General features: G+C 67.0%; 11 protein-coding genes. 9 read left to right on the top strand and 2 right to left on the bottom strand.

Annotation, left to right across the window (positions count from 1 at the left end):
- Positions 1-152 precede the first annotated feature (152 nt).
- From dnaK to ACFXNW_RS28190, 5 genes are all read left to right on the top strand, one after another.
- Complete coding sequence (gene dnaK / locus ACFXNW_RS28210; protein WP_379420821.1) at positions 153-2,000, top strand: molecular chaperone DnaK; 1,848 nt, start codon at positions 153-155, stop codon at positions 1,998-2,000.
- On the top strand, positions 1,997-2,677 hold the full coding sequence (gene grpE / locus ACFXNW_RS28205) for a nucleotide exchange factor GrpE (RefSeq protein ID WP_379420820.1): 681 nt from the start codon (positions 1,997-1,999) through the stop codon (positions 2,675-2,677). Before dnaK ends, grpE begins: the two co-directional genes overlap by 4 nt.
- Positions 2,678-2,737: 60 nt before the next feature.
- Positions 2,738-3,904, top strand: coding sequence for a molecular chaperone DnaJ (dnaJ, locus tag ACFXNW_RS28200; RefSeq protein WP_379420819.1), 1,167 nt, complete (start codon positions 2,738-2,740; stop codon positions 3,902-3,904).
- Positions 3,904-4,305, top strand: a complete 402-nt coding sequence (locus tag ACFXNW_RS28195) for a heat shock protein transcriptional repressor HspR (protein ID WP_163823584.1) — start codon at positions 3,904-3,906, stop codon at positions 4,303-4,305. Before dnaJ ends, ACFXNW_RS28195 begins: the two co-directional genes overlap by 1 nt.
- Before the next feature lie 374 nt (positions 4,306-4,679).
- The gene (locus ACFXNW_RS28190) at positions 4,680-5,849 is read left to right on the top strand and encodes a globin domain-containing protein (protein WP_379420818.1); all 1,170 of its coding nucleotides are present in this window, start codon (positions 4,680-4,682) and stop codon (positions 5,847-5,849) included.
- Positions 5,850-5,871: 22 nt separating this feature from the next.
- Here the strand turns inward: ACFXNW_RS28190 and ACFXNW_RS28185 are convergent, their stop codons facing one another.
- Together ACFXNW_RS28185 and ACFXNW_RS28180 are read right to left on the bottom strand one after the other, a co-directional pair.
- Positions 5,872-6,657, bottom strand: coding sequence for an FAD-binding oxidoreductase (locus tag ACFXNW_RS28185; RefSeq protein WP_379420817.1), 786 nt, complete (start codon positions 6,655-6,657; stop codon positions 5,872-5,874).
- A gap of 56 nt (positions 6,658-6,713) precedes the next feature.
- The gene (locus ACFXNW_RS28180) at positions 6,714-7,871 is read right to left on the bottom strand and encodes an FAD-binding oxidoreductase (RefSeq protein ID WP_379420816.1); all 1,158 of its coding nucleotides are present in this window, start codon (positions 7,869-7,871) and stop codon (positions 6,714-6,716) included.
- 337 nt (positions 7,872-8,208) lie between these two features.
- Between ACFXNW_RS28180 and clpB the strand changes: the two genes are divergently transcribed.
- The 4 genes from clpB (at position 8,209) to pyrE (ending at position 13,714) form a co-directional block, all read left to right on the top strand.
- Positions 8,209-10,764, top strand: coding sequence for an ATP-dependent chaperone ClpB (gene clpB, locus ACFXNW_RS28175; protein ID WP_379420815.1), 2,556 nt, complete (start codon positions 8,209-8,211; stop codon positions 10,762-10,764).
- A gap of 212 nt (positions 10,765-10,976) precedes the next feature.
- Entirely contained in the window at positions 10,977-11,774 is a 798-nt protein-coding gene (locus tag ACFXNW_RS28170) for a DUF5666 domain-containing protein (protein WP_379420814.1), read from the top strand.
- 87 nt (positions 11,775-11,861) lie between these two features.
- Positions 11,862-13,049 carry a hypothetical protein gene (locus ACFXNW_RS28165; RefSeq protein ID WP_379420813.1) on the top strand — a complete coding sequence of 396 codons (1,188 nt, stop codon included), beginning with the start codon at positions 11,862-11,864 and terminating at the stop codon, positions 13,047-13,049.
- 116 nt (positions 13,050-13,165) lie between these two features.
- Complete coding sequence (gene pyrE, locus ACFXNW_RS28160; RefSeq protein ID WP_379420812.1) at positions 13,166-13,714, top strand: orotate phosphoribosyltransferase; 549 nt, start codon at positions 13,166-13,168, stop codon at positions 13,712-13,714.
- Position 13,715: the final 1 nt, after the last annotated feature.

Raw genomic sequence — 13,715 nt, 5'->3', positions numbered from 1 at the left:
GGGATCGGGATGCAGGATTGAGCCGACCACGCTCAGCATTGCTGGGACCGTGCTCCGTGCAGTGTCAGGGGCCGGGTCCGACGGCGCGAACAGCGCCGTGACGGGCATCGCCCCGACATCACACAAGCAGTCGATACATAGGAGGAAACACAATGGCTCGTGCGGTCGGAATCGACCTCGGGACCACGAACTCGGTCGTCGCCGTTCTCGAAGGTGGTGAGCCGGTCGTCGTCGCCAACTCGGAGGGTTCGCGCACCACGCCCTCGGTCGTCGCCTTCGCCAAGAACGGTGAGGTGCTGGTGGGTCAGCCCGCCAAGAACCAGGCCGTCACCAACGTCGACCGCACCATCCGCTCGGTGAAGCGCCACATCGGCACCGACTGGAGCGTGGAGATCGACGACAAGAAGTACACCCCGCAGGAGATCAGCGCGCGCACGCTGATGAAGCTCAAGCGCGACGCCGAGGCCTACCTCGGTGAGGAGATCACCGACGCGGTCATCACCGTCCCCGCCTACTTCGAGGACGCCCAGCGCCAGGCCACCAAGGAAGCCGGCCAGATCGCCGGCCTGAACGTGCTGCGCATCGTCAACGAGCCCACCGCGGCCGCGCTGGCCTACGGCCTGGACAAGGGTGACAAAGAGCAGACCATCCTGGTCTTCGACCTCGGTGGTGGCACCTTCGACGTCTCGCTGCTGGAAATCGGCGAGGGCGTCGTCGAGGTCCGCGCCACCTCCGGTGACAACCACCTCGGTGGTGACGACTGGGACGAGCGCGTCGTCTCCTGGCTCGTCGACAAGTTCAAGGCCAGCTCGGGCATCGACCTGACCAAGGACAAGATGGCCATGCAGCGGCTGCGCGAGGCCTCCGAGAAGGCCAAGATCGAGCTGTCCTCCTCGCAGTCGACCTCGATCAACCTGCCCTACATCACCGTCGACGCGGACAAGAACCCGCTGTTCCTCGACGAGCAGCTGACCCGCGCCGAGTTCCAGAAGATCACCTCCGACCTGCTCGACCGCACCCGTGCGCCGTTCCAGTCGGTGATCAAGGACGCGGGCATCAAGGTCTCCGATATCGACCACGTCGTGCTGGTCGGTGGCTCCACCCGTATGCCCGCGGTCTCCGAGCTGGTCAAGGAACTGACCGGCGGCAAGGAGCCCAACAAGGGCGTGAACCCGGACGAGGTCGTCGCCGTCGGCGCCGCCCTGCAGGCCGGTGTGCTCAAGGGTGAGGTCAAGGACGTCCTGCTGCTCGATGTCACCCCGCTGTCGCTGGGTATCGAGACCAAGGGTGGCGTGATGACCAAGCTCATCGAGCGCAACACCACCATTCCGACCAAGCGTTCGGAGACCTTCACCACCGCTGATGACAACCAGCCGTCGGTGCAGATCCAGGTGTTCCAGGGTGAGCGCGAGATCGCCTCGCACAACAAGCTGCTCGGTTCCTTCGAGCTGACCGGTATTCCGCCGGCCCCGCGCGGCGTGCCGCAGATCGAGGTCACCTTCGACATCGACGCCAACGGCATCGTGCACGTGACCGCGAAGGACAAGGGCACCGGCAAGGAGAACACGATCAAGATCCAGGACGGCTCCGGCCTGTCCAAGGAAGAGATCGACCGGATGGTCAAGGACGCCGAGGCGCACGCCGCCGAGGACAAGGCCCGCCGCGAGGAGGCCGAGACCCGCAACCAGGCCGAGTCGCTGGTGCACCAGACCGAGAAGTTCATCGCCGACAACACCGACAAGGTGCCTGCCGACGTGAAGGAGAAGGTCGAGGCCGCGATCGGCGAGGCGAAGGAAGCCCTGAAGGGCACCGACATCGCCGCGGTCAAGACCGCCGTGGAGAAGCTGGCCACCGAGTCGCAGGCCCTCGGCCAGGCGATCTACGAGGCGTCCGCCGCCGATGCGGCCGCGTCCGGTAACGGTGCCTCCTCGACGGCCGACGACGATCAGGTCGTCGATGCCGAGGTCGTCGACGAGCCGGTGGACACGGAGAAGAAGTGACACACGCGAACGCTGGGAACTCCGAGGAGCCGATCAGCTTCGTCGACAAGCGCAAGGTCGATCCCGATTCCGGTGAGGTTCGGGAGCAGGCCGGGGCGGGCAATGGCTCCGCCCCGGCAGGGCCGGAGGCCACCAACGGTGACGGCGCCGAGGCGCCGGTGTCCGATGCCTCCGTCGAACTGGCCGAGCGCACCGCCGACCTGCAGCGCCTGACCGCCGAATACGCCAACTACCGGCGCCGGACCGAACGCGACCGCAAGGCCGCGATCGATACGGCCAAGGCGGGTGTGGTCACCGAACTGCTGGGCGTGCTCGATGATCTCGACCGTGCCAAGGCGCACGGTGATCTGGAATCGGGTCCGCTGAAGTCGGTCGCCGACAAGCTGGCCGACGCACTGCGCAAACAGGGTCTCGAGGAGTTCGGCTCGGAGGGTGAGCCTTTCGATCCGACCCTGCACGAAGCGGTGCAGCACGAGGGCTCCGGTCACGATCCGGTGATCGGTCTCGTGATGCGCAAGGGTTATCGGTTCGGTGATCGGGTGCTTCGGCACGCGCTGGTGGGGGTAACCGACGGCGTGGGCGATCTGCCCACCGCCGCCCCTTCCGACCAGGCCGGAGCGGCCACATCGGGCGACGCCGAGGCATCGGATGCTGATGCCGGCACCAACGAAGGATAAAACCGCGGCCAAGCCGCACGCGGTGCGCCGCACAATAGTGAGGAAAGGAGGAGATGCCCGGTGAGCCAGCGGGAGTGGATCGAGAAGGACTTCTACAAGGAGCTGGGTGTCTCCTCCGGCGCGTCGCAGGACGAGATCAAGAAGGCTTACCGCAAACTCGCGCGTGACCTGCATCCGGATGCCAACCCCGGCGATACCTTGGCCGAGGAGCGGTTCAAGACCGTCAGCGAGGCGCATGCCGTGCTGTCGGATCCGGCCAAGCGCAAGGAGTACGACGAGACCCGCAAGCTGTTCGCGGGTGGTGGCTATCCGCGTGGCGGGTTCAATCCCGGTGCGGGCGGTGGGTTCTCGCAGGAGTTCAACCTCGGCGATATCTTCGGCGCGGGTGCCACCGGTGGTGCCGACGGCGGGATCGGCGATCTGTTCGGCGGCCTGTTCAATCGGGGCGGCGGCACGCGGTCGGCGGGCCGGCCGCGGCGCGGTGCCGACGTGGAAACCGAGACGACTCTCGGCTTCCGTGAGGCCGCGCAGGGGGCCACCGTCCCGCTGCGGATGACCAGCCCGTCGCCGTGCACCACCTGTCACGGCAGCGGAGCCAAGCCTGGCACCAGTCCTCGGGTCTGCCCGAACTGCAATGGCACCGGCGTCATCAGCCGCAACCAGGGCGCGTTCGGTTTCAGCGAGCCGTGCGACGACTGCCGCGGTACGGGCTCGATCATCGACGACCCGTGCGTCGACTGCCACGGCAGCGGTATCCAGAACCGGACGCGCACCATCACCGTGCGCATCCCTCCGGGTGTCGCGGACGGGCAGAAGATCCGGCTGGCGGGTCAGGGCGAGGCGGGCCTGCGTGGTGCGCCCTCGGGCGACCTGTTCGTCACCGTGCACGTCAGCCAGGACAAGGTCTTCGGCCGCAACGGCGACGACCTGACCCTGGTGCTGCCGGTCGGCTACAGCGAGCTGGTCCTCGGCACCACGGTGTCGGTGCCGACGCTGGAGGGCCGGGTCGGGGTGAAGGTGCCTCCGGGCACCGCCGACGGCCGTATCCTCCGGGTGCGCGGTCGCGGTGTGCCCAAACGCGGCGGCGGAGCCGGTGACCTGCTGGTCACCGTCAAGGTCGCGGTGCCGCAGAAATTGGACAACGACGCCACCGACGCGCTGCGTGCGCTGCAGGAGGCGGAGAAGGCCAGTGGTTTCGATCCGCGAGCGGGATGGGCAGGTGCGTGATGTCCGGCGATCCGAAGCAGGCGTCCGGTGGGCCGTCGCGAGCCGAGTACTTCATGATCTCGGTGGCGGCTCAGCTGGCGGGCATGCATGCGCAGACACTGCGCACGTATGACCGCCTCGGATTGGTGACGCCGCAACGCACTTCGGGTGGCGGGCGGCGCTATTCGGCCAGGGACGTCGAGCTGCTGCGCGAGGTGCAGCGGCTGTCCCAGGACGAAGGCGTCAACCTGGCCGGTATCAAACGCATCATCGAGCTCACCAATCAGGTCGAGGCCTTGCAGCAGCGGGTCGCCGAGCTGAACGCGGAGCTGGAGCGGACACGGGCGAACTACCGTGCGGATCTGACCCCGCCGCAGCGCAGTACCGCGCTGGTGGTGTGGCAGCCGCGCAATCGCCGGTAGCCGTTCGGGCGGACGAGTTCTCGGGCCCCGTCCCGGTTCAGCAGTGAACCGGGACGGGGCCCGATTCGCGTCCATGTTCGTTTCGGATTTGCCATGAGATCGCTGTCGGATGCGAACTTCGTTGTGAAGCTTGCATATTGAGTGGTCGAGTGACGGATTTCATCCGATTTATCCAGTCTTTCAGTCGGTTTCGTGCGGAATTCGTACGCAATACCCTTGTTTAGGCGGAATTACACCTGGGATGTTTCGTCCGTCCATTCCGTCACTGGCAAACCTCGCCTACACTCCAATCCATCGGCTGCTGACGAGTGTCCCGCAGCACCTCACTCGCCGGCACGGATAGTGTTCGAATGCGGAATGGGGTTGTGACACACATGGATTCGCGATCCGTCGCGCTGATAAGGACGACATTCAAAGCGGTTGCTGCGGAAGAGGGTGGGGCGGAGCGGTTGGCCAGATCGTTCTACGCGATCTTGTTCACCGACTATCCGCAGATTCGCGATTATTTCCCCGCGGCGATGGACTCACAGCGTGACCGCCTTGTCAAGGCCATCGGATACGCGCTCGACCGGCTGGAGGAGCCGGAAAAGTTGCTGCCATTTCTCGCCCAGCTCGGCCGCGACCATCGCAAGTACGGGGTTCAGCGGGCCCACTACGCGGCGGTGGCGGAATCGTTGAAAGCGGCGATGCGCCGATTCGCCGGTTCGGAGATGTGGACCGAGGAGGTGGAGCGCGCCTGGACCGAGGGCCTCACGATCATCGCCGAGGCGATGATCGGCGCCGCCGAAAAGGAGAACACTCCGCCGGTGTGGACCGGCACCGTTGTCGAACGACGCGAGGTATTACGCAATCTGGCGGTGGTCCGGCTGCAACTGGACCAGCCGATGCAATACGCCGCCGGTCAGTATCTGAGCGTGCAGATTCCATCGCGGCCGCGCATGTGGCGTTATATGTCGCCCGCGGTGCCCGCGAATGCCAACGGCGAGATCGAATTTCATATCCGGTCGGTGCTCGGCGGCTGGGTCAGCCCGGCGATCGTCGGCAATACCGTGGTGGGCGATCAGTGGCTGCTCGGTGCGCCACTCGGCGGGCTGGGAATACCGCGCAATACGAAACGCAAAATGCTGATGATCGGCTGCGGCACCGGAATCGCACCGCTACGGGCCCAGCTCATGGCGATGGCGCAGCGCCGCAGCAATCCCAAGGTGCATATGTTCGCCGGCGGGCATCATCCGTGTGATCTCTACGATCTGGAGACGCTGAGCAGGCTGGCAGTCGCCAACAAATGGCTGACGGTGACACCGGTATCCGAACGCGCCGAGAACCCGTGGTGGTACTACGACTCCGTAAATGCCGAAAGAACCTGGCCCGGCCTCGAACCTCGGGTGACCGGGCAGATCGGAAAGATCGTCGCCTCCTACGGCGCATGGGCCGACCGCGATGTGCAGATCGTCGGCTCACCCTCCATGGTGCAGACCACCAAATTCCGGCTGATGGCCACCGGTACCCGCACCATGAACATTCGTCACGACCCGCTCTTCTGAACCGGCCGCACCGGCCGTGGAATCAGCCGCCTTCGAACTGGATTCGCTCGGCGGGAGTCCCCGTCCCCAGCAGCCGCTCGACGGTCGCGCGTGTCATCGCAGGCGACCCGCAGACCAGCACCTGATGACGATCGAACGCACCATGCGAGCCGATCACATCCGCCAGCGTTCCGTACAGCAGCTCATCGGCGGCGAACCCGATATCGACCCGGGAACGCTCGTACCATTCGTCGGGCCGGTCCGGATCCTCCAGGCTCTCCACCACCGGAACCACGGTCAGCCATGGCAATTCCTCGGCCAGCAGGGCCAGCATGTCCGCGGCGTACAGTTCGCGCGGCGACGCTGCGCCGATGAACAGGTAGGTCGGCGGCTGCACCTCGCGGCGGGCCAGCTCCAGGATCTGCGCGCGCATCGGCGCCAGACCGGTCCCGCCCGCGATCATCACGACCTCATCGCCCGCGGGGTCGATCGCGAACGTGCCTGCGGGTGCGCCGAGGGTCCACTCGTCGCCCGCGGCCGTATCGGCCACGATCCCGCCACTGCACCAGCCGCCGGGCACGGTCCGCACATGGAACTCGAGCTTGCCGTCAAGTGACGGAGGCAGCGCCGGGGAAAGCCTGCGGCGCAGACCGGGGAATTGCGGCACCCGCACCTCGACCGACTGCCCGGCGGTGAATGGGACGAACTCGCCGATCAACCGGATCACCGCGAGATCATGGCGCAGCCGATGATGGCCGACGACGGTCGATTTCCACACGGGTGCTTCCGGTACCGCGCCGTTGCGCGGCGCATTCGGATCGATGTCCATACCTACTCTCAGGGGGCTCTGGTGCGGGCGTGTGCCGGCGAAGTCCGGCCGTGCGGTCAGACGGGATCGGAACTGATGATCGACTCCGGAGTGCCCACAGCGAGCAGCGCGCGCCGGGTGTCGGCGATCATTTTCGCCGAACCGGCGATCTGGATCTGGCGGTCCGACCACGATCCGAAGCTGGCGACCACCGCACCGAGATTACCGACCAGACGCCGATGCATGCCGTACGGCGCGTCCGACGCCGGATGGGGATACCACCACGGATTCGTCTTCTGCTCGCAGACCGGCACGATGGTCAGCCACGGGTTGCTCTGCGAGAGCTGCCACATGTTCTCCACGTCGTACAGGTCGCACGGATAGACACCGCCGATGAAGAAATGCACCCGCGGGTTGATGCCGCGCTGCCCCATCTCGATCAGCTGGGCGCGCAGTGGCGCGATACCGGTGCCCGAGCCGATCATCAGCACATCGCGGCCACTGTCCGGGTCGACATGCAAACCGCCCAGTGGGCCGCCGATCAGCCAGCGCTCGCCGACGATGGTGTCGTTGACGATGGCCGGGCTCACCCAGCCGCCGCGGACCTTGCGGACATGGAATTCGATCTCGCCGTACGGATTGGCCGGGATCGCGGGGGACAGGTAGCGCCACATCTTCGGCCGCTGCGGCACCGCGATCGGCACATACTGGCCGGCCTGATAGGGGATCGGGCTGTCGGATTGCAGCCGCACGATGGCCAGGTCCTCCAGCACGTGCCGGTGGCCGACGACGGTGGCCTCCCAGTACGGCGGTGAATCGTCGGAGTTGGCGCCGATGGCCATGGCGGCGGCGATCAGCAGGGTGATGTCGCGCCAGCCGTCGGCCAGCTCGGCGGTCCAGGCCGGACCGTTGTAGGTGTGGGCCGCGGCGAACAGGGCGCGGCCCGCGAGATCGTAATGGGAGGCCTCGACACCGTACTTGCGGTGATCGCGGGCCAGCTGTTCGAGGAACTTCTGCGCCCGGTCCCAGTCCTCGAGGTGATCGAGCATGTACTGGATGGCCGTGACCAGCCGTTTCGGCTGCATATCCATGGCGGGTGGGAACAGTTCTCGCAGCCGAGGATTCTCGGCGAACAGATGACCATAAAACGCACTGATCAACCGCTCGGGTCCGTGCGGTGAGTCGATCACCGTACGGAAGTTGGCGCGGACCAGCGCAGCCGAACGCGCATCCACGGCGTGGGCTTCCTTTCCCTCGAATAGCTGCCCGGGGACCTACCCGTAACCGGCGGTCCTCCGTCGAGGCCAGTATCCCTGAAACGCCGTGGTCATGTGGGTAGGGGCAGGTTACCGGCATTTGTCACATGTTGGATGCGCAACATCGTTCTGCGGGTCACGATCACGGCGTAGCGTTCGCATCGGGTCCAGTCCGCATCAGCCACGAAAATTGCCAAAGTTGAGCGGAACAGACTCAACCTTTCGAGCGTTGAACGATAAGACACCGTGCCGACTGCGGTGGCAGGCCATGCACGCATCGGCACCGGGGAGACATCGACTAGTAGGAAGGTGCTTTGTGGACTCGTTCAATCCCACCACCAAGACCCAGGCGGCGCTCACCGCTGCCCTGCAGGCGGCCTCGGCCGCGGGCAATCCGGAGATCCGTCCGGCGCACTTGCTGGTGGCGTTGCTGAATCAAACCGACGGCATCGCCGCCCCCTTGCTGAAGGCCGTCGGTACGGATCCGGCAGCCGTACGACGCGAGGCGCAAGACATCGTCGACCGGTTGCCGCGGGCGAGCGGCGCGACCACCACACCCCAGCTCGGCCGCGAAGCGCTGGCCGCGATCACCGCTGCTCAAAGACTCGCCACCGAGATGGGCGACGAATACGTCTCGACCGAGCACGTCATGGTCGGCCTGGCCGAGGGCGACACCGACATCACCATGCTGCTCACCAAGTACGGTGCCACCGCCGACGCGCTGCGCGAGGCGTTCACCACCGTGCGTGGCAGCGCCAGGGTCACCAGCCCTGATCCGGAGGGCAGCTACCAAGCGCTGGAGAAGTACTCCACCGACCTCACCGACGCCGCCCGCGCGGGCAAGCTCGACCCGGTGATCGGGCGCGATACCGAGATCCGCCGTGTGGTCCAAGTGCTGTCGCGGCGCACCAAGAACAACCCGGTGCTCATCGGTGAGCCCGGCGTCGGTAAGACCGCCATCGTCGAGGGGCTGGCCCAGCGCATCATCGCCGGTGACGTCCCCGAATCGCTGCGCGGTAAGTCCGTGGTCTCGCTCGATCTCGGTGCGATGGTCGCGGGCGCGAAGTACCGCGGTGAGTTCGAAGAGCGGCTCAAGGCCGTGCTCGAGGACATCAAGAACAGCGCGGGCCAGATCATCACCTTCATCGACGAGCTGCACACCATCGTCGGCGCGGGCGCCACCGGCGAATCCGCGATGGACGCGGGCAACATGATCAAGCCGATGCTGGCCCGCGGCGAACTGCGCTTGGTCGGTGCCACCACACTGGAGGAGTACCGCAAGCACATCGAAAAGGACGCGGCGCTCGAGCGCCGCTTCCAGCAGGTGCTGGTCGGCGAGCCCTCGGTGGAGGACACGGTCGGCATCCTGCGCGGCATCAAGGAGCGCTACGAGGTGCACCACGGTGTGCGCATCACCGACTCCGCGTTGGTCGCGGCGGCCACGCTGTCCGACCGCTACATCACCTCCCGGTTCCTGCCGGACAAAGCGATCGACCTGGTCGACGAATCGGCCTCGCGACTGCGCATGGAGATCGACTCCCGCCCGGTGGAGATCGACGAAGTCGAACGCGCGGTGCGGCGGCTCGAAATCGAAGAGGTCGCCCTCGCCAAGGAGACCGACGAGGCGTCCAAACAGCGGCTGGAGAAGCTGCGCTCCGAACTGGCCGATGACAGGGAAAAACTCAACCAGCTCACCACCCGCTGGCAGAACGAGAAGAACGCGATCGACCAGGTCCGGGTCCTCAAAGAGGAACTGGAATCGTTGCGCGGCGCCTCCGACCGGGCCGAACGCGACGGCGATCTGGGCAAGGCGGCCGAGCTGCGCTACGGCAAGATTCCCGCGCTGGAAAAGCAGCTCGCCGAGGCCGAGAAGGCGTCCGCGACCGCCGGTGACGGCGAGGTCATGCTGAAGGAAGAGGTCGGCCCGGACGATATCGCCGAAGTGGTGTCGGCATGGACCGGCATTCCGGTGGGCCGCATGCTCGAGGGCGAGACCCAGAAGCTGCTGCGGATGGAGTCCGAACTCGGCAGGCGCGTGGTCGGGCAGTCCGAGGCCGTGCAGGCGGTATCGGACGCGGTGCGCCGGGCCCGCGCGGGCGTCGCCGATCCGAACCGGCCGACCGGCTCGTTCCTGTTCGTCGGTCCTACCGGCGTCGGCAAGACCGAGCTGGCCAAGGCGCTGGCCGACTTCCTGTTCGACGACGAGCGCGCCATGGTCCGCATCGACATGAGCGAGTACAGCGAGAAGCACGCCGTCGCGCGGCTGGTCGGCGCCCCGCCCGGATACGTCGGCTACGACCAGGGCGGACAGCTCACCGAGGCGGTGCGGCGCAGGCCCTACACCGTGGTGCTGTTCGACGAGATCGAGAAGGCGCATCCGGATGTGTTCGACATCCTGCTCGCCGTGCTCGACGAGGGACGGCTCACCGATGGGCAGGGACGCACGGTCGACTTCCGCAACACCATCCTCATCCTCACCTCCAACCTGGGTGCGGGTGGCGACAAGGACTTCGTGATGAATGCTGTGCGCGCGGCGTTCAAACCGGAGTTCCTCAACCGGCTCGACGACGTCGTGATGTTCCACCCGCTCGATGAGGAGCAGCTGGAGTCCATCGTCGACATCCAGCTCGACCAGCTGCAGAAGCGGCTGTCGCAGCGCAGGCTGAAGCTGGACGTCAGCGATTCGGCGCGGTTCTGGCTGGCGGTGCGCGGCTATGACCCGGTCTACGGTGCGCGGCCGCTGCGCAGGCTGATCCAGCAGTCCATCGGCGACACCCTCGCCAAGGAATTGCTCGCCGGCGAGATCACCGACGGCGACACGGTGAAGGTCAACCTCAGCCCGGACGGTGACGCGCTGACGGTGTCTGATTAGCCGCTCCTTCGTCGCGGCGTGTTCGCGGCCCTTGGTGGCTCGCGTTTCCGCGTCCGCTGCTTGCCTTCGGCGTGCGCAGCGGCCACGGAAACGCGAGCCGGCCGCGAACCGGGCTCCTCGAGGTCGCCCGTCCCGGGCCGGACCGAGCGGTTGCGTGACGGCCGGTGCTTGCGCCGAAGACACGCGACTTGCTCGCGCTTACCCTGGGGTGCATGACCAACCCGAACGATCCGTGGGGGCAGCGGCCGGACGATTCGCCGACCGAACACCTGGGTCCGCCGGCTGGATCCGGAACCGAGCCGCTGCACACCACCGAATACACCGAGGCCTACGGGCCCACGGAGTACCCGGGCTCCGATCAGTACGAGTCGTGGAAGCCGCCGTCGAACCCGACCCGCGAGATGCCAACCTACGAGAGCCAATGGGGCGGTTACGAGGGGCAACAGTGGCAGCCGCCGACTCAGCCCACCCCTGATCCGGCCGCGGCGGGCGGTTTCGGTGCGATGCCGCCGTCGGGCGAACCGCCGCGTCCACCCAAACGCAATACCGGCCTGTGGGTCGGGCTCGGCTTGGCCGTGGTCTTGTTGATCGCGGTGGCGGGTGCGGTTGCCGGCCTGCTGTTCGGCGGCGGCGATTCGACGCCATCGGCGAGCGATACCGCCACGTCATCGGTGCCGACCGCAGGCCGCACCCCGAACGCGACCCCGGGCCCGAGTGCTCCGCCGCTGGTCATCCCCAGCCTGCCCGGTATCGAGGGCATCGACGGCATCGGTGCCACCATGGGCACCATCACCGCCAACAACGCGGGCACGCTCACCGTCAGTTCGGTCGGTGGGTCGAGCGTTACCGTCACCACCGACGCGAACACCCAGGTGATCTCGATGTCGGGTGGGTCCGCGGCGGATCTGCCCACCGGCGAACTCGTGGTCGTCCAGGGGGACAAGGCGCCCGACGGTTCGATTCACGCGAAAATCATCATCAGCACGGCACTTCCGGGCGGCGGGCGATGAGGAGAATTTCGTGATCCACCACAAACGCTGCGGCGCGCGCGGGTGGTGCCGGGCAAACGCCCGGTCGGCTCGATAGGCTAGAAGACGATGACGGCTATGTGGTTCGGGTTGGCGGCGATCGCACTCGTGGGTGCGGTCGTACTGCTGTATTTCGATCGGCTCCAGCGACAGCGGACCGGTCACGCACGCCAGGTCTGGGCCAAGGCCCAGGGCTATACGTATGTGTCGGTGGAACCGGCACTGCCCTCGACGTGGCGGCGCGGCGCGCTGGCCAAGCTGGGCTACCTGTCCGCGGTCGACGTGGTCTCGGGAATCCGCAAGGGCGAGAAGTTCGTGCTCTTCGACCTCGAGGATTCCGCGACGCTGGTCGCCGTGCGCAGGCAGATCGGCTCCGATATCGACGTCGATATGCGCCTGAAGACCGCGTCCCCGCCCAAGGACCACGATCTGGAACTGCTCGGCGCCATCGGCGACCGCGTGGTCTTCGCGACCAATCCCGAAATCGCCAGGCACGCCGTCGATCAGCGGATGGTCGCCTTCATCGAGACGCTGCCCGAGACGGTGCAGATGTTGTGGAGCGAGGGCAACTGGACCCTCGGCATGCTGTCGGTGGGCACTCCCGCCAAGGAATGGGAAGCCGCGATCGACGCCGTGCTGCGTTTGTCCGGTCTGCTGCATGTGCTGCCGCCGGTCGCCGAACCGCGCGGGCTCGACAACGACGGCGCACGCGTGCACGGTCGTGCCCGTACCCGGGCCGCCGAGGTCGAGGAAGTCGATGAGCGCCCGGCCACACGGGTCGCCCCGCCGCGGTTCCGCGAGGAAGAAGCCGAGGCCGAGGAAGTCGAGTACGACGACCTCGACACCGACTACGACGATGACGGCTACGACGATGACGACTACGACGACTCCGATTACGACGAGCCGGACCATGACGAGCGCGGCGTGATCGGTGCCCGGCCCGCCGTCCGTGCCGACGCGGACGACGACCTTTCCGGTGACGCAGCCATCCCCTCGGATCGTGACCAGGCGGGCCGCACCGACGAAGCCCCGGCGGACCCGTCGCCCTCGCGCCGGCCGAGTCTGGCCGTCGTCCCCGACGCCCGCCCTGCCGCGCGCGAAGACCGCTGGTCCGGCGCCGATCGCCCCGAATCCGCCGATCGCGCCGGCCGTCCGGCCGACTACCTCGCCCCCGCCGCCGACGATGACATGCCGCAGCTACCCGGCGGCCCGTTCCACCCCGGATTCCGTCCATACCAGGGTCCGGTGCCGAAGTAACCCGCTCTGCTCGGTGCCCGCAGCGCACGCCGTACCCTTGACCCGCAGGTACTGGCGGGCGGACTTCGCCGAAACCGCTGTGACGCGACTCGTTGAACACACGCGGAAGGACTCACATGATCGACCAGGCAACAACCGACCGGGACAGTTTGGCGGCGCTGGTGCGCGAACTCGCCGTTGTGCACGGCAAGGTGACGCTGTCCTCGGGTAAAGAGGCCGACTACTACGTCGACCTGCGCCGCGCGACCCTGCACCATCAGGCCGGGCCGCTGATCGGCACACTGCTTCGCGAGCTGGTAGCCGACTGGGACTTCGACGCCGTCGGCGGGCTCACCATGGGCGCCGATCCGGTGGCGCTGGCCGTCATGCACGCACCCGGCCGCCCGATCGACGCGTTCGTGGTGCGCAAGGCCGCCAAGACGCACGGTATGCAGCGACAGATCGAAGGCCCCGACATCGTCGGCAAGCGAGTGCTCGTCGTCGAGGACACCACTACCACCGGCAACTCGCCCCTCACCGCCGTGCGCGCGCTGCGTGAAGCCGGCGCGACCGTCGTCGGAGTGGCGACCGTGGTGGACCGGGAGACCGGCGCCGATCAGGTCATTGCCGCCGAGGGTCTCGAGTATCGCTCGATTCTCGGACTGAAGGATCTGGCTCTGGGCTGAG

The sequence above is a fragment of the Nocardia sp. NPDC059180 genome, assembly GCF_042754945.1.
In the GTDB taxonomy this organism is placed as follows: Bacteria; Actinomycetota; Actinomycetes; order Mycobacteriales; family Mycobacteriaceae; genus Nocardia.
The sequence above is the reverse complement of the archived record's forward strand: the minus strand, read 5'-3'. Positions and strand labels throughout refer to the sequence as shown.